Below are 16,442 nucleotides of genomic sequence, written 5' to 3' on the forward strand. Positions count from 1 at the left end.
GACCCGGTGAGCGCAGCGCCGGAGATCCACGTCGAATTCGCCCCCGAACTGACCCTCTTCGTCCCGCAGGGACGGCGGTCCGGTGCCACCCCGGTAGCCACCGACGGCGTCTCCACCCTCGGCCATGTCGTGGAGTCCCTCGGCGTCCCGCTGACCGAGGTCGGCGCCCTGGTCGTGGACGGCCGCGAGGTCCCGGTGTCTCACATCCCGGCGACGGGCGAGTCGGTGCGGGTACGCCCCGTCCAGCGTCCCCAGCAGGTTCCCGGCGCTCCGCTGCGCTTCCTCCTCGACGTCCACCTCGGCACCCTCGCCCGCCGGCTGCGCCTGCTCGGCGTGGACACGGCCTACGAGTCGACGGACATCGGCGACCCGGCCCTGGCCACCCGCTCGGCGGTGGAGCGCCGGGTCATGCTCAGCCGGGACCGGGGCCTGCTGCGCCGACGCGAGCTGTGGGCGGGGGCGTTCGTCTACAGCACCCGCCCCGAGGACCAGCTACGGGACGTCCTCGACCGGTTCCGCCCGGAACTGCGTCCGTGGACCCGGTGCACCGCCTGCAACGGCCTGCTGAGGGAGGCCACCAAGGAGGAGGTGGCGGACCGGTTGGAGGGCGGGACGCAGCGGTCGTACGACGTCTTCGCGCAGTGCCGGGAGTGCGGGCGGGCGTACTGGAAGGGCGCGCACCACGAGCAGCTGGAGGCCATCGTGGAGCGCGCCCTGGAGGAGTTCGCGGGCGACCGCTAGTTCTTCTTCCTCACGTCGGCCTTTCCGCAGGCGATCCCGTCCTTGTTCCGGTCGAGCCGGAGCGGGTCGTCCTTGCCGTTGACTTTCAGACGGCCGTAGTCATTCGTCTTCAGCCAGGCACAGCGGGCCGCCGTCGTGGTCTTGACCTCGTCCGGGAACGCGGTCGGCACGCAGACGTTGATGGAGCCGTAGTGCGGGTCGCAGCCGGAGACGGTGGGGCTGACCTTCTGCGAGGTCCTCTTCTTGCCGGGCTTCTGGACCGTGCCCTCCAGGGAGTCGGCGAAGGAGTGGACGTGCGCCGAGGCGTCGGTGGCGCTCAGGGCCGACGGGCCCTGGAGGTGCACCCACTTGGCCACCGACGGCACACCGTTGGCGTCGACCGCGAAGAGCATGTACCAGCCGGGCGGGGCCATGTTGGGGTTGCTCGTCACGTTCAGGTCGACGTTGTTGCCGTCCACCGACAGCGGCAGGTCCACGAACCGCTGGTTCGGGTCCGAGGAGTGGGTGACGGCTGCCGGGCGGATCAGCTCGGCCTTGGCGATGGGCCGGTCGACGGTGATCCGCTGGGTGTCGCCGTAGTTCCACTCGGTGTCGATCACCGACGTGATCGTCGGACGCGTGCCCTTGAGCAGGTAGGGCGGGGTGTAGATCGACACGTTGTGGTTCCAGGTGCCGTTGCCCGGGTTGTCGCCGGTCGACATCACCCGGCCGTCGGGCAGCAGGAACGAGGACGAGTGGTAGCCGCGCGCCTGCGGGTCTGCCGCCACCGGGTCGAAGGTGTTCGACGCCGGGTCGTAGATCGACGACTCGAAGACCGGGTCGGCCCGGTTGTGCAGCGCGCCGCCCGTCTCCAGCACCTTGCCGTCGGGCAGCAGTACGGCGGAGACGTACATCTTGCCCTGGTTGCCGGTCTCGGCCACCTTGCCGTTGCCGAGGTCGACCGTGCCCTGCGGCAGCGGCGGCCCGGCGACGTACGCCGGGTTGGCGGACTTGAGGTCGATGACGTCGGTCAGCCGGTTGGCGTCCGGGTTGGAGTCGATGTTGCCGCCCCCGAGGGTGAGGACCTTCTGGTCCTGCGCCGGAGGCAGCAGCACGCTGGCCGACTGGTCGCGCTGGTCCTTGTTCTGCAGGCCCGGGATCTGGGTGACGGTGTTGGCGTTGTAGTCGTAGATCGCCGACCCCGTGCCGGGGATGTTGTTGCCGAAGACGTGGCTGCCCGAGTAGAAGAGGCGGCCGTCCTGCATCAGGATCATCGACGGGTACAGGCCCCAGTAGGACCAGGTCTGGTTGACCTTCCACAGCGGCTGCCACTGCTGCTCGGCGTCCGACCAGTACTCGGCGGTCACCGAGCCGGTCGAGTCCTCTTTCAGCCCGCCGAAGGAGATGACGTCACCGTTGCCGAGGGCGGTCGCCGACGGGTACCAGTGGCCGTCGTTCATGTCGTTGGTCTTGCTGTACGTCTCGGTGACCGGGTCGAAGATGTACGAGTCCTTGTAGCCCTCGTAGCCGTGTCCGCCCGCCACCGGGTACGCCTTGTTGCCGCTCATCACGAGGACGCGGCCGTCCTGGAGCTGGACGTGCCCGGAGCAGAACATGTCCTTCGGCGTGGGGATGACCTTGTAGGTGCCCTTCACCGGGTCGTAGACCGCGGAGGTGAAGGTGCCCGCGTTGAACTGCTCCTCGCTGTTGCCGGAGCCCGCGATCAGCAGCACCTTGCCGTTGTTGAGGACGACGGAGTGCATGGAACGCACCGGGTTCTGCGTGGGCAGCACGTCCCACCGGCCGTTGGCACACTGTTCGGCGGTGCCCGTGCACACCGGGTCCGGGACCGGGTCGGCGACCTGGTCCATGGTGTAGTCGTCGGTGGTGGCCGAGCCGGTGCCGTAGACGGAGACGCCCCAGGTGATGCGGTCCGTGCCGGCCGGGACCTCCGGGGTGCGGACCGAGGCCTGGGTCCAGCTGCCCGCCATCTCCAGCGTCTTGAGGTCGGTCCAGTACTGCCAGCCCGCCGTCGCGTCGTGCCGGAAGAGGGTGAGGGACGTGTCCGGGGTGGTCGACTTGTACCAGAGCCCCAGGTCGTACTGCTTGCCCGCGGTCACGACCGGCGCGCACTGAGCCGACTCGGTGATCAGCGCCTTGCGGTCACCACTGGCCCGGCGGGTCAGTTCGACCTTCATGGCCTTGGAGCCGGAGTGGGCGTCGGAGGTGGTGGTGAAGGTGAAGTCGTTGTCGCCCCAGCCGGACTTCTCCCAGCAGTACGGCATCCCGTCGGTGCCGGCGGTCTCGAAGCCGGGGTTCTTGATGAGGTTGGCGGCGGAGGCTGGCTGGGGTGAGGTGAGAAGAAGGCCCCCCGTCAGGCCGGCCACGGCCAGGAGGGCGGATCTCCTACGGTGTCTGTTCACTCGGCTCTCCTTGCGGTACGACCGCTGTCGAGGCCCCCGCGGCCCCTTCGCGGCAGATAGACCAGCGCTTCAGTCCCCACGAAGCGCAGGACGAAGGTCGTCACCAGGGCGAGAGCGGTCGCGGACAGCGCGCTCATGTCGAACCGGTGGACGAACAACGCGATCAGCGGGATCCGCAGCACCAGGTCCGCGTTGGCGAGCAGCGCGAACCGGCCGACGCGGTCCCACAGCCGCCGGTGCCGGCGGCGGTCGCGGAACAACAGGTGCTCGATGAGCAGGAAGTTCCAGGCGACGCCGAGCTGGTTGGCGACGATCTCCGCCGGCAGGTAGTGCATGCCGAGCAGGGTCAGCACCCACAGGCCGAGCAGGTTCGGCACGAACCCGGTCGCGCCGATCAGGCCGAAGCCGACCATGCGGGCGACCGGCGAGGCGGTGCGCAGACCGACCAGGTGGCGCAGGAAGCGGAAGCCCTCCTGGGCACTGGACTTGGACTCGCCCGCGAAGCGGTCCTGGAAGACGAACGGGACCTCGGTCACCCCGCGCGGACGGCTGCGCACGGCGAGTTCGAGGAGGATCTTGTAGCCGAGGGGCTGGAGCACGTCGGCGGTGACCGCGCTGCGCCGGATGGCGAAGAACCCGCTCATCGGGTCGCTGATGCCGTGCAGCTTGCGCGGGAAGAGGGACTTGGTCAGCCAGGTCGCCGCGCGCGAGACGGCGACCCGGTAGCTGCCCGCGAGTCCGGCGCGGCTGCCGCCCTTGATGTAGCGGGAGGCGACGACGAGCCCGGCGCTCGCCCGCTCGCCGGTGGCGACCAACTCCGGTACCAGCGACGGCGGATGCTGGCAGTCGCCGTCCATCACGACGATCCAGTCCGACCCGGCCGCCTTCATGCCCTCGACGACGGCGCCGCCGAGCCCGCCGACCGGCTCGTCGCGGTGCAGGACGGTCACCGGGAAGGGGCAGTCCTTCGCGGCCTCGTAGATGACCTCGGGGGTGTCATCGGTGGAGTCGTCCACGAAGACGACCTCGCAGGGCAGCCTGGACGGCACCGACTGGGTGATCTGGTGCAGCAACTCCCGTACGTTCGCCGACTCGTTGAACGTCGGTACGACGATGGTCACGGCGCCCGGCTCGGGCACCTCGACGGCCCGTACCGCCGGATCGCCCAGTTCTCCGGGGACGATGGATTCCTGGGTCATCGGGCGCCTCCCGCGGCGGTGCCGGTGGTCTGGATCTGCCGGATCTCGATCCGGTCCGCACCGGTGCCGAAGACGGCGACCGGTTTCGAGTGCTGGATGGCCGCCTTGACGTTGGGCAGGTCGACCGCGTCGCGCCGCACCGTCGGGGAGGCCACGACGTAGTCGATGTCCTTCCAGCCGTGTGGCATCGTCTTGGTGACCGCCGGGTCGAGGTCGGCCTTGTAGAACCAGATGACGCCGAGCCCGGGCCGGTACCCGGCGTGCACCAGGTCCAGCCACATCGCGTCGTCGACGAGTACCCGCGTGTCCCCGGGGTTGTCCACCTCGGTGCTCAGCCACTTCGAGGCGGCCTGGTAGGGGGCGTTGGCGTCGACGGTGACGGCGGTGCGGTCGCCGTCGTACCACTTCGGGACGACGTAGGTGCCGGCGGCGACGGCGAGGACCGCCGCGAGGGCGTACCGCCCGCCCGTGAGCAATCGTTTCTCCCCCTCGGCGCGCCATCTGCGCAGCACGGCGTGGGCGACGGAGGCGGTGCCTCCGGCGAGGACGAGGGCGAGGAAGGGCAGCGCCTGGATGACGTACATCGCGGGCAGGTAGCCGTTGGGGCGCAGGGCCAGCGCGGCGAGGATCGCCACCGTCAGGGCCGGTCCGGCCAGGGCGCGGGCGGTGACCGACCAGCGCCAGGTGGCCAGCAGCAGGAGGGCGCCGGCGAGGCCGCCCAGGGGCAGGACACGGTCGTAGTAGAGCCAGGACTCGAAGACGCCGTGCGAGCCGGAGCCCTGGTCCAGGATGAAGCCCGAACCCGGCCTGGTCATCTGGTACTTGACGCCGTCCCAGAGCGAGACGTGTCCGCCGCCGGGCAGCAACTCGCCCTTGAGGAGGGCGAAGAGGGGGTACGAGAAGCCGATCAGCGTGCAGGCGGTGATGGCGCCGGTGACCGCGAACTTCCGGGTGTCGCGGTGGCTGTGGCGCCACATGGTGACCAGGAGCGCGGGCAGGATGACGAGCATTGTCTCCTTGGTGAGGACGGCCGTGGCGGCCGCGATCCCCGCCCCGAAGTGGTGCCAGAGGTGACGGCTCGGGGAGGCGGCGAGGGTGAACGCCACGAGCGTCCACATCACCGCGAGGTTGTCGAGGAAGATCTCGCGCTGGAGGACGACGGAGAGCGGCGAGAGCCCGAACAGGACCATGCCGAGCCCGGCGGCCCAGCGCGGCAGGGACAGGCGGCGGCCCAGGACGTAGACCAGCACCGCGCTGATGCCGCTGATCACCAGCATCGTCGCGCGCATCGAGCCGACGGTCATCGACTCGGGGCTGATCATCGAGGGTATCCAGGTCAGCAGGGCCAACTGGATCCAGCCGAGCGGCGGATGGTCGTACCAGTAGGTGTAGTGGGCGAGGCCCTTGCCCTCCTGGACCGCCCAGGCCTGGGCGAGGTAGGTGCCCTCGTCGTCGCTGAGCGTCGGGTAGTCGGCGATGTTCCAGCCCTGCACGACCAGGATCGCCACGAGGAGCAGACCGCACAGCAGGAGGTCAGAGCGGGAGGACCGCAGGCGGCTCGGTGGAGCCGGCCGGCCGGCCGGAGCGGATTCAGGCGCAGGGCGGCGCTGCGCGGGGACCTTCGGGGTGGTCACCGCGGGGAGGGTGGAGGTCACGCAGGGACGTCCTCTCGGGTCACTTCGGACGGGGTGAGGTGCGCGCCGACGTGAGTGGTCAGCTCCCAGTCGTTGCGGCCGCGCTGCTCACGCCAGACGGCGCGGACGGCGGCCCCGGCGAGGAGCACTTGGTAGAAGGGGCCGCCCACGACGAGCTTGACGTAGTGGACGAAGCGGACGCGAAGCCCGTACTGCTTGCCGAAGTCGTGCAGCCCGACCAGCTCGAAGACGAAGGTCACCAGGGCGGTCACGGCCGGCAGGAAGGTGATGAACGCGATGCTCACGGGCACGTCGAGGAAGAGCGCGATGGCCACGTTGAGCGGGATGATGATGCCGGTGAAGGCCTGCATGAAGGGCGTCATGAGGGTGTAGCGGGCCAGCAACCGCTGCCCGAATCCCGGCAGTTGCTTCCAGTCCTTCTTGCGGTACACCTGGAGGAAGCCCTGGTTCCAGCGGGTGCGCTGCTTCAGCAGCGACATCAGCGAGCCGGGGGTCTCCTCCTTGGTCACCATGTCGGAGTCGTAGGCGACGACGACCTTCTTGCCGACGCTGGACAGGCGCACGCCCAGGTCGCAGTCCTCCGCGAGGCAGTCGGGGTCCCAGCCGTCGGCTTCGCGGAGCACGTCCGTCTTCACGAAGACGGTGTTGCCGCCGAGCGGGATGAACCCTTTCTGCGCGTGCAGGTGCAGCCGGGAGCGGAACCAGAAGAAGTACTCCAGGCAGTTGCGCAGGCTGTACCAGCTGGAGTGGAAGTTGATCAGCTGGACACCGCCCTGGACGACGTCCGCGCCGGTCGTCCGGAAGGCGTGGTCGACGTGTGCGAGCAGCTCCGGGTGGACCTGGTCCTCGGCGTCGAAGACCCCGACGACGTCGCCGCGGCAGTGCGGCAGCGCCGTGTTCATGGCCTTCGGCTTGTTCTTCTTCTCGTGGGTGTCGACGACGACCCGTACGCGTGGGTCACGCTCCGCGGCGTCGCAGGCGACCGCCGTGGTCTCCGGGTCGTCGTGTCCGACGATCACGATGATCTCGAAGTCGGTGTGGCTCGACTCCAGCAGCCGCTGGATGGTGTGGTCGAGCACGGCCTGCTCGTGCCGTGCCGGAAGCAGCAGCGAGAACGACAGGCTCTCCCCGCCGTCCGGTCTGTGGAAGCGGGTGGAGGCGAGCACTTCGGGCGTACGCCACGCGTGCATCTGCCACCACAAGGTGAACGCCGCCATCCAGAACAAGGCAAGCGAGACGGCAGCGATGAAGACAGACGTCAGCAACAGATCCCCCCAGATCCCAAAACCCCCTGTCGCAACGGATGACCCCATCCGTCGCGTCACTGTGCAGAGATTAGGGGGGAACTGTGAAGCGCGGGAGCTGTTCCGATAAATAGCGTGTTTCGGAACGGTGACGCCGGTAGCGGGATGTATCCGAACACATGCGCAATTTTGGCACGCGAAAGAGAGACCTCCGCTTCCGGTTCAGTCGCTCAGTTGCGTGCGAAGCCGGTCCGGATCGGTCGTCGGAGCGTCACATGTGAAATTACGGCAGACATACGCGGTCGGTTCACCGTTGCTCAGCGGTCGGTCGGCGAGCAGCGGGAACTCGTCGCTGCCCGGCGTCCCCACGGCGACCACGGCACCGGGCGCGGCAGCGAGAAGTGCCGTGCGGTGCAGGGCCCTTGTGCCCGGGTCGTCGAAGTCCGGCCCCACGATCGCCACTTCGCGCGGCCCGTCGAGCAGCGCCTCGGCGACGGCGAGCCCCCAGCCGATGAAGCGGGGAACGCGCGGACCGAGCGCCTTGACGACGCCGAGGGCCTTCTCGGCGGCGACGCGGTGCGGCCCGGCGCCGGTGTGGGCGGCGTAGCCGACCAGGGCTCCGGCGGCGGCGGTCCAGCCGGAGGGGGTGGCGTTGTCGGTGGGGTCCTGCGGGCGGCGGATCAGCTTCTCGGCGTCGGCGGCGGTGTCGTAGAGGCTGCCGGAGTCGTCGGCGAACCGGGTGAGGACGTGGTCGAGGAGGAACCCGGCGAACTCGAGCCACACACCCTCGCCGGTCACGGAGGCCAGCGCGAGGAAGCCCTCCGCCACGTCGGCGTAGTCCTCCAGCACCCCGGCGTTCGCGCCGACATGCCCGTCCTTGCTGGTACGGGAGAGACGGGCGTGCTCGTCCAGGTGCAGCCGGACGAGGAGGTCGGCGGCACCCAGCGCGGCCTCGACCAGGTCGGGACGGTCGAAGTAGGCGCCGGTCTCGGCGAGCGCGGCGATCGCGAGCCCGTTCCACGCGGCGACGACCTTGTCGTCACGGCCGGGCGCGGGGCGGTCGTTCCGCTGGTGGAGGAGGCGTTCCTTGATGGACGCGATCCGGTCGGCGTCGAAGACCTCGTCCTGCTGCGGGAGTTGGAGGACGGACGCCCCGTGCTCGAAGGTCCCCTCCTCGGTGACGCCGAAGTACCGGACGGCGAGTTCGGCGTCCTCGTCCCCGAGCACCTCGCGCAACTGCCCGGGCGTCCACACGTAGTAGGCGCCCTCGACGTGCTTCCCGGTCCCGTCGTCGCTGTCGGCGTCGAGCGCGGAGGAGAACCCGCCTTCGTTCGTGCGCAGTTCCCGCACCATGAAGTCGGCGGTCTCCAGGGCGACCCGGCGGGCCAGCTCCGAGCCGGTGGACCGCCACAGGTGGGCGTAGACGCGGCACAGCAGGGCGTTGTCGTACAGCATCTTCTCGAAGTGCGGTACGACCCAGTCCCGGTCGACGGAGTAACGGGCGAACCCGCCGCCGAGCTGGTCGTAGATGCCGCCGCGGGCCATGCGCTCGCAGGTGTCCCGGGCCATCTGGAGGGCACCTTCGGCCCCGGTGCGCGCGTGGTGCCGCAGCAGGAACTCCACGGCCATGGACGGCGGGAACTTGGGCGCCCCGCCGAACCCGCCGCGCTGCTCGTCGTACTCCCGGGTGAGCCCGAGGAGGGCCGCGGCCAGCTGCTCCTCGCCGGGCGCCTGGCTGTCGCCGTAGGAGATCTCCCGCCCCGCCAGGTCCCGCACGATCTTCCCGGCCACCTCGGCGACCTCGTCCCGCCGGTCCGCCCAGGCGCTGTGCACGCCCTGCAGGACCTGCTGGAAGGCGGGCATGCCCTGGCGCGGGGCGGGCGGGAAGTACGTGCCGAAGTAGAAGGGCTCGGCGTCCGGCGTCAGGAACACCGTCATGGGCCAGCCGCCCTGCCCCGTGGCCGCCTGGACGGCCTCCATGTAGACGGCGTCCACGTCGGGGCGTTCCTCGCGGTCGACCTTGACGCTGACGAAGTGGGCGTTGAGGTAGTCGGCGGTCGCCTGGTCCTCGAAGGACTCGTGCGCCATGACGTGACACCAGTGACAGCTGCTGTAGCCGACGCTGAGCAGTACCGGCACGTTCCGTTTCCGGGCCTCCTCGAAGGCCTCGGCCGACCAGGGCCACCAGTCGACGGGGTTCTCGGCGTGCTGGAGGAGGTAGGGGGACGTCTCATGGGCCAGTCGGTTCGGCATGGTGTCCATCCTGCCGCAGTACCCGTCCCGTCACGCGGCAGGCGTCTCCCAGACGGCGACCTCGAGTTTCCCCGTGCCCCGGTCCGGCGCGCTGAGGACCTTCAGATAGGCGACCCGCCCCTCGTCGGTCAGCAGGCAGAAGCGGTCACCCCGCTTCACGTCCGCCGAGTAGGAGCCGTTGCGTTCCACGCTCCCGACACAGTCCTCGGCCGTCGGAGCGGGACCGGAGGCGGGCAGGAGGGCCAGGTGGGAGGCGGACTCCGGCACGAACAGCCCCGGGTCACCGATCGGCGCCCAGAAAATGATGTCCGCGCCCTTGGAGGTGCTCTGCACGATCGGTCCGGACGTGTCCAGCTCGATGTACGACCCGTTGTCGGTCGTCTCGGCCTCGACGACATCCGGCCCCCACAGCACCCGATCCGCCGCGGCACTCTTCGTGGGGGACGCGGCGGGCTGTTCCGGGGCGGGCGTGGCCGATACCGGCTGCTCCGTCACGGCGGACGCGTCCGCCTTCCCGTCGTCCCGCGACGAGTCCGACCGGGTCAGAAGGATCGTGATGAGCACGCCCACCAGGGGGACGACGATCCCGACCACCCACCAGGCCCAGCGTGGCTGCTGGTTTCCGTGCGGTGGACCGGCCGGCGCACCCGTCGGCGCGTTGTGATCGCTGCTCATGTCGTCCCCCTTCAACACCTGTGATCACGATAGCCGCGCTGCTGCCCCCACGCACCAACGCACGTGTCCCGCAAGGGGATCGAAGACCGTCGCCCCCTCGCCCCGATGCGCCGTCCACAGCACACTTGACCAAGGAACCACCGAAGCACCACGAGGAAGAGCCGTTGCCGCCGGAGGGGGACGTGACATGCGGGACAGTCATCGCGCGGAGGCCGAGCGGTTGCTGGCACGGGCCGTGGAGGAGGAGGTACGGCGGTCGGGCGGGCGTACCGACGGGACCGTGCTGCTGTCGCGGGCGCGCGGGGCGTTGGACTCGATGGCGCAGACGGCCGCGGAGGAGTACGAGGCGTACACCCGCGCCCTGGAGGAGTCCGAGGCCGGTCAGCTCACCTTCGGGCAGCGCTACGCGCGCGAGGGCGGCGCTACTCCGTTGCTGGTGGCGGGCGTTGCTGCGGTCGCGGCCACCGTCGCCGACCTGGCTCTGGGCACCGGCACGGGCACCGCGTTCGGCGCCGGGGTGACCGTGGGGGTGGTGGGCGCGGCGGCGACGGTCGTGAAGGTGGCCGGTTCGCATCTGCCCGCCGCGCACCACCGCGCGGGCGCGCTCGGCCAGCCCGGCGGCCCCGAGCAGCTGCGGCTGCAGTGGCTGACGGCCCTCGAAGTACGCGGCATCCGCCCCTACCTCGACCAGCAGCGGGTACGGAACGCCTCCACCGGGCCGAAGCGGACCGGACCGCGGCTGAAGGGCACCGACAAGAGCGCGGCGGCTCGCGGGCGGAACGTGCTGGAGCAGTCGTTCGGGCAACTCCCCGAGCCCGTGGGCACGTTCGCGGGCCGACGACAGGAGACGGACCGGATCCGTCAGTGGGTTCAGGCGGCCCGCGCGAGCACCGAGACCCGGCCGACGGTCGTCGTCCTGCACGGGGCGCCCGGCAGCGGCCGCACGACGCTCGCGGTGCGCGCCGCCCACGACCTGAAGGACTACTTCCGCGGCGCGTGCGTCGTCGACCTGCGCGGCGACAGCCCGGAGGAGGCGCCGCTCACGACCCGCGACGCGCTGCTGCACCTGCTGAACCGTCTCGGCGCCCCCCGCGAACAGCTGCTGTTCCGTGAGCGTTCCTCCGCGGACCAGCAGGTCAAGCGGCTGAGCGAGCTGTACCACCAGCATCTGACCGGCCTGCCCGTCACCATCGTCCTGGACGACGCCTCGGACCCCGAGCAGGTCCGCACGCTCGTCCCCGAGCGCTCCGACAGCCTGGTCCTGGTCACCGCCCGCCGGCCCCTCGACCTGCCCGCCGACCTGGCCGCCCGGGTGCACCACCTGCCCGTCGAGACCCTGGACGGGCCCGGCGCGGAGGAACTGCTGACAGCGGCCGCGCAGGACAGCACCGGCCCCTACGACGCCGAGTCCGCCGACCGCATCACCCGGCTGTGCGGCGGCCTGCCCCTCGCGCTGCGCATCGCCGGCTCGTCGCTCGGCCCGCGCTCACCGCGCCAACTCGCCACGGATCTCGACGCGTACGGCCCGGTCGAACCCGCCGAGAGAGTCCTGTGGCTGCGCTACACCGACCAGACGGACCCGGCCCGCCGGCTGCTGCGCCGCCTCGCCCTGGCCGGCCGCGCCTCCCTCGGCGCCGCGGCGGCCGCCGCCCTGCTGGCCACCGACGAGACGGAGGCGAGCCGCCACCTGGTCGCCCTGGCCCGGGCGGGCCTCGTCGACCACGTCCGCGGCCACCGCTACCGCGTCCACGACGTGGTCCGCACCTTCGCCCACGCCCGCCTCCTCGACGAGGAGGAACCCTCGGAACGTACGGCGGCACAAGAACGCCTGATCGTGAACTACGCCGACCTCGCGGACTCGGTCCTGCGCCTGGTCGACGGCAACATGTCGACCCGCTCGGACCGCTTCAGCCCGCACGGCTTCCACTCCCTCGACGAGGCACTGCGCTGGCTCGACGACGAGTCCAGCTTCATCACGGCGGCGCTCCGGCACGCGGAGGGCGTGAACCAGGCCGCCGTACTCAACCTGCTCGGCGCCCTGTGCGACTACTGCCTGCTGCGCGGCGACCTCTACCGGCTGGGCGAGATCAGCGAGTTGGCGCAGGCCGTCGACCAGGGCCTGCTGGTCCGCTCGGTGCAGTGGCGTACCGGCATCGCGGCGCGGCAGCTGGGCGAGCTGGACAAGGCACGCACCACGCTGACGTCGGTGGTGGACCTCTATATGGAGGCGCACCACGACGCGGGCGCGGCCCGGGCCCTGTGCTCGCTCGGCATCACCCTGCACCACCAGGGCAACCTGACCGAGGCGGCGTCCAAGCTCCGGGAGGCGCTGGATCTCCAGGCGGCGCCCGACCTGGCCACCGACCGGGCGTGGACCATGCACGCGCTGGCCGCGGTGGAACGCGACCGGGCCCGCCTCGCGGAGGCGATGGAGCTGCTGACCCAGTCCCTGCTCCTGCACCGCGCCGGCGAGTCGGTGCACGGCGAGGCCTGGGCCCACTTCCAGCTCGGCCAACTGGGCCTGCGCATGGGCGACGTACCGCGCGCGGAACAGGAGCTGCACACGGCCCTCGACCTGTACGGCCGCACCCGCGACGCCCGCGGCGAGGCCTGGGCCCTGACCCAGCTGGCCCGCGCCCGCCTGGTCGCCGGCGACGCGTCGGCGGCGGTCGACGGCCTGCGCCAGGCGGCGTCCCGGCACCGCGACAACGAGGACGCGCGCGGCGAGGCGTGGACGGTGTACTACCTGGGCCAGGCCCTGGAGGAGACCGGCAACCTGACCCTCGCGGTCCGCGAGCTGGAACGCTCGCGCACGATGTTCTCGCGGATCCGCGACGTCTACGGCCTGGCCTGCGCCCGGCACCACTCGGCACGGGTGACCCGCGACCAACGCGCCGCGCAGACCGGGTCGTTGCGCAACTCGGGCTTCGCCCGTCAGCTCCTGGTCGACGCCCGCGCCGACTTCCAGCGCATCGGCGTCGGGCACGGCGAGGCGTGGACCTGCCTGGAACTCGCCGTCGTGGACGCGGGCAACGCCCGCACCCCGCAGGCCCTTGCCCTGTGCGACGAGGCGGCGGCCCTGTTCACCTCGTACGGCGACCGACGGGGCGAGGACTGGGCACGTTTCCTGCGCTGCACGATGCTGCCGTACGCCGCCCCGGGCGGCGTGGAGATCGGTACGGCCGTGGCGCAGGAGGAGCTGGCACAGCTCGGGCGGGCGGTCCATCCGGCCCGGGACGAGAAACTGGACGACTACGTGCAGGCGTACCAGCTGCTGCTGGAACGCGGCGTGAACCTCGAAGCCGGCTGGCAGGCCTGGCGGTTGGGAATGGTGCCGGGCAGGCATGCTCGGGAGGTCATGGGGGTGGCGGTGACCTCGCCGACGTAGCGGCGTCGTAGGGCTTCGGCGTACAGGAGGGTGCCCCCGGTCGAGCAGTGTGCCGTTCGCAGCCAGCGGCCGGCTGGTGCGGCCCGAGCCCACGCTCACTCCGCTCGCGCCGCGCATCGGCACGGCACCTGCACCGCGCTCGGCGAAGCCCTCTGCGCGGGCCGGTCGTCGCGACGTACTCGCAGCACGACCGGGCCACCGGCTTCGGCATCTGCGGGCGGGGAAACGGGCGGCATCGGGTACGCCGGTATCGGCACCGCACCGGCCCCGGTCCCCGCGATCCGGATGCCGCCGCCCCGTGAGCCGTACCGGCTCGCCGCGCTCGATCACCGCTTCGCCAGCGTCGACGCGAGCGACGTCTTCGCGACCGACCTCGTCGTACGCGGGCGCGGTCCGGCCGGTGCCCACGCGGAGCGTCCGCGGCCGGAGTCCGCCCACCTGCTGCTGTCCCTGGCCGACCACTGCCGGTGAGGGACACGAACCGGTGGGCGGCCCTCAGCCCTGCTTCGCCCCGGGCTCGGCGGACGCCGAGGCGGAGGCGGAGGCGTCCGCGGACCCCGGCTTCGGGTCCGAGGTCTCCTTGAAGTCGACCTTGCCCATGTGCTTGCTCATCGACTTCATCAGGGCCCACACCGCCAGGGCCATCGCCGCGAAGACGATGAAGCCGAGGACGCCGGGGGTGACCTTGTCCTCGTCGACCTCCTTGGCGAAGGTCACGAGGTGCGTCATTGCCAGGCTTGCGCTTGCGCTCATATCAGGCATTGTCGCGGATGCCCGCAAAGAGGTCGTCCTCGGGGAGGGAGGTATCGACGAGGGACTTCGCCAGCTCGTACTCCTCCGTCGGCCAGACCTTCTTCTGGATCTCCATCGGCACCCGGAACCAGCCGCCGTCGGGGTCGATCTGCGTGGCGTGCGCGATCAGCGCCTTGTCGCGGATCTCGTAGAACTCGGCACACGGGACGTGCGTGGTCAGCGTGCGCTCGGCGCGCTGGAACTCGTCCCAGCGCTTGAGCCACTCCCCGTACGGCGACTCCAGGCCCCGGTCCAGCATCGCCTGGTGCAGCGCCTCGGTGCGCGGACGGTTGAAGCCCTGGTTGTAGTAGAGCTTCAGCGGCTGGTACGCCGGTCCGAACTCCCCCTCCGGGTACTTCCCGGTGTCCGCCGCGCCCTCGAACGCCACCATCGAGATCTTGTGGGTCATGATGTGGTCGGGATGCGGGTAGCCGCCGTTCTCGTCGTAGGTGGTGATCACCTGCGGACGGAAGGAGCGGATCTGCTTCACCAGCTCGCCGGCCGCCTTGTCGACGTCCTCCAGGGCGAAACAGCCCTCGGGCAGCGGCGGCAGCGGGTCACCCTCCGGCAGGCCCGAGTCGACGAAACCGAGCCACTCCTGCCCGACGCCGAGGATCTCGCGGGCCTCGTCCATCTCCTTCTTGCGTACCTCGTGGATGTTCTCCTCGATGTACTTGTCGCCCTGCAGCTTGGGATTGAGGATGGAACCGCGCTCCCCGCCCGTGCAGGTCACCACCAGCACGTCCACCCCCTCGGACACGTACTTCGCCATGGTGGCCGCGCCCTTGCTCGACTCGTCGTCGGGGTGGGCGTGCACGGCCATCAGTCGCAGCTGGTCAGTCAAGACTCAATCCTCGTAGTCGGCGCCCGATGTGAACGGGTGCGATCGGCGCTTCTATAGTGACCGAACCGAGGGACCAAAAATTCCGGGTCCCACGCTTCGGAGGCCCTGCCGAGAGGGACGATCATGAGCACGGCGAGCACGCGACTGCCCGAGGGCCGCTACGGCCGCTCCTCGGACGAGCGTGCCGACCACACACTCAAGATCACCGGCGCCGTCCTCGCCGCCCTGCTCCTCGCCCTCGTGGGGTACTTCGCGTACCACTACGTCGGCCAGAACAAGATCAGCGCCGAGGTCATCACCTTCGAGCCGGGGAAGGACGCGGTCCGGATCCACCTGGAGGTCCGCAAGGACTCCGGTGCGAGCGGCTACTGCACCCTGCGCTCCCAGGCGGAGAGCGGCGCCGAGGTGGGCCGCGCCGACTTCCGCTTCGACGGGGACGCCACCCGCATCGACAAGGTCCTCACGCTGCGCACCACGTCGCCGGGCACCACGGCCGAGCTGCTCGGCTGCCACGCCGACTGAGGTACTCCGCACTGCGTAGGCCCTGACCTGCTACGAGGGGATTCCGAGGCTTATGTCCTCCCCCTTGGGCCGCTGAATTGTTAGGCTCGTGGTTTCGCCCATCCGAGAAGGAACATTCTTCTGGGTAGGGCGATGCTTTGTATTCCCAGTACCTACGAGGAGCACCTGTGACCCAGACCAGCGAGAACGTCACCTGGCTGACCCAGGAGGCGTACAACCAGCTCAAGGCCGAGCTGGAGTACCTGTCTGGTCCTGCGCGCACGGAGATCGCCGCCAAGATCGCGGCCGCGCGCGAGGAGGGCGACCTGCGCGAGAACGGCGGGTACCACGCGGCCAAGGAGGAGCAGGGCAAGCAGGAGCTCCGAGTGCGCCAGCTGACCCAGCTCCTGGACAACGCCAAGGTCGGCGAGGCCCCGGCCTCCACCGACGGTGCGGTGGCGCCCGGCATGGTCGTGACGATCGCCTTCGACGGTGACGAGGACGACACGATGACCTTCCTGCTGGCGTCGCGCGAGTACGCGAGTACCGACGTCGAGACGTACTCCCCGCAGTCCCCGCTGGGCTCCGGCGTGATCGGCCACAAGGTCGGCGAGAACGCGCAGTACGAGCTGCCGAACGGCAAGAAGGCCTCGGTGACGATCCTCAAGGCCGAGCCCTACAGCGGCTGACCCGGCCCCCCGCACGTCCTTGGCGAGCCCCCGGCGTCCCCGCGGACGCCGGGGGCCTC

At 70.6% G+C, this 16,442-nt stretch carries 13 protein-coding genes; 5 read left to right on the forward strand and 8 right to left on the reverse strand.

Going from position 1 to position 16,442, the window contains the following annotated elements:
- The first annotated feature begins 6 nt into the window (after window positions 1–6).
- Entirely contained in the window at window positions 7–741 is a 735-nt protein-coding gene (locus tag ACWBNA_RS28785) for a Mut7-C RNAse domain-containing protein (RefSeq protein WP_482707424.1), read from the forward strand.
- Here the strand turns inward: ACWBNA_RS28785 and ACWBNA_RS28790 are convergent.
- From ACWBNA_RS28790 to ACWBNA_RS28815, 6 genes are all read right to left on the reverse strand, one after another.
- Window positions 738–3,143 carry a galactose oxidase family protein gene (locus ACWBNA_RS28790; RefSeq protein WP_482707425.1) on the reverse strand — a complete coding sequence of 802 codons (2,406 nt, stop codon included), beginning with the start codon at window positions 3,141–3,143 and terminating at the stop codon, window positions 738–740. The genes ACWBNA_RS28785 and ACWBNA_RS28790 overlap by 4 nt on opposite strands.
- Window positions 3,140–4,342, reverse strand: coding sequence for a glycosyltransferase (locus tag ACWBNA_RS28795; RefSeq protein ID WP_482707426.1), 1,203 nt, complete (start codon window positions 4,340–4,342; stop codon window positions 3,140–3,142). Before ACWBNA_RS28795 ends, ACWBNA_RS28790 begins: the two co-directional genes overlap by 4 nt.
- Window positions 4,339–5,997 (reverse strand): ArnT family glycosyltransferase, encoded by a 1,659-nt coding sequence (locus ACWBNA_RS28800; protein ID WP_482707427.1) that lies wholly within the window; start codon window positions 5,995–5,997, stop codon window positions 4,339–4,341. Before ACWBNA_RS28800 ends, ACWBNA_RS28795 begins: the two co-directional genes overlap by 4 nt.
- Window positions 5,994–7,262 (reverse strand): glycosyltransferase, encoded by a 1,269-nt coding sequence (locus ACWBNA_RS28805; RefSeq protein WP_482707428.1) that lies wholly within the window; start codon window positions 7,260–7,262, stop codon window positions 5,994–5,996. Before ACWBNA_RS28805 ends, ACWBNA_RS28800 begins: the two co-directional genes overlap by 4 nt.
- 201 nt (window positions 7,263–7,463) lie before the next feature.
- Window positions 7,464–9,494 carry a thioredoxin domain-containing protein gene (locus ACWBNA_RS28810; RefSeq protein WP_482707429.1) on the reverse strand — a complete coding sequence of 677 codons (2,031 nt, stop codon included), beginning with the start codon at window positions 9,492–9,494 and terminating at the stop codon, window positions 7,464–7,466.
- A gap of 30 nt (window positions 9,495–9,524) precedes the next feature.
- Window positions 9,525–10,169, reverse strand: coding sequence for a hypothetical protein (locus ACWBNA_RS28815; RefSeq protein WP_482707430.1), 645 nt, complete (start codon window positions 10,167–10,169; stop codon window positions 9,525–9,527).
- Window positions 10,170–10,356: 187 nt separating this feature from the next.
- Between ACWBNA_RS28815 and ACWBNA_RS28820 the strand changes: the two genes are divergently transcribed.
- Together ACWBNA_RS28820 and ACWBNA_RS28825 are read left to right on the forward strand one after the other, a co-directional pair.
- A complete protein-coding gene (locus ACWBNA_RS28820; RefSeq protein WP_482707431.1) occupies window positions 10,357–13,557 on the forward strand; it encodes a tetratricopeptide repeat protein in 3,201 nt (1,066 codons plus the stop codon).
- Window positions 13,558–13,842: 285 nt separating this feature from the next.
- A complete protein-coding gene (locus ACWBNA_RS28825) occupies window positions 13,843–14,028 on the forward strand; it encodes a hypothetical protein (protein ID WP_482707432.1) in 186 nt (61 codons plus the stop codon).
- 24 nt (window positions 14,029–14,052) lie between these two features.
- On the opposite strand, the gene ACWBNA_RS28830 is transcribed toward ACWBNA_RS28825, so the two are convergent.
- Both ACWBNA_RS28830 and mca read right to left on the reverse strand, forming a co-directional pair.
- On the reverse strand, window positions 14,053–14,319 hold the full coding sequence (locus ACWBNA_RS28830) for a hypothetical protein (RefSeq protein WP_482707433.1): 267 nt from the start codon (window positions 14,317–14,319) through the stop codon (window positions 14,053–14,055).
- A complete protein-coding gene (gene mca, locus ACWBNA_RS28835; RefSeq protein ID WP_482707434.1) occupies window positions 14,312–15,193 on the reverse strand; it encodes a mycothiol conjugate amidase Mca in 882 nt (293 codons plus the stop codon). Before mca ends, ACWBNA_RS28830 begins: the two co-directional genes overlap by 8 nt.
- Before the next feature lie 123 nt (window positions 15,194–15,316).
- On the opposite strand from mca, the gene ACWBNA_RS28840 reads away from it, so the two are divergent.
- Entirely contained in the window at window positions 15,317–15,715 is a 399-nt protein-coding gene (locus ACWBNA_RS28840) for a DUF4307 domain-containing protein (protein ID WP_482707435.1), read from the forward strand.
- A gap of 167 nt (window positions 15,716–15,882) precedes the next feature.
- A complete protein-coding gene (gene greA / locus ACWBNA_RS28845; RefSeq protein WP_482707436.1) occupies window positions 15,883–16,383 on the forward strand; it encodes a transcription elongation factor GreA in 501 nt (166 codons plus the stop codon).
- The last annotated feature ends 59 nt before the right edge of the window (window positions 16,384–16,442 follow it).

This window comes from Streptomyces sp. Q2, from assembly GCF_056820935.1.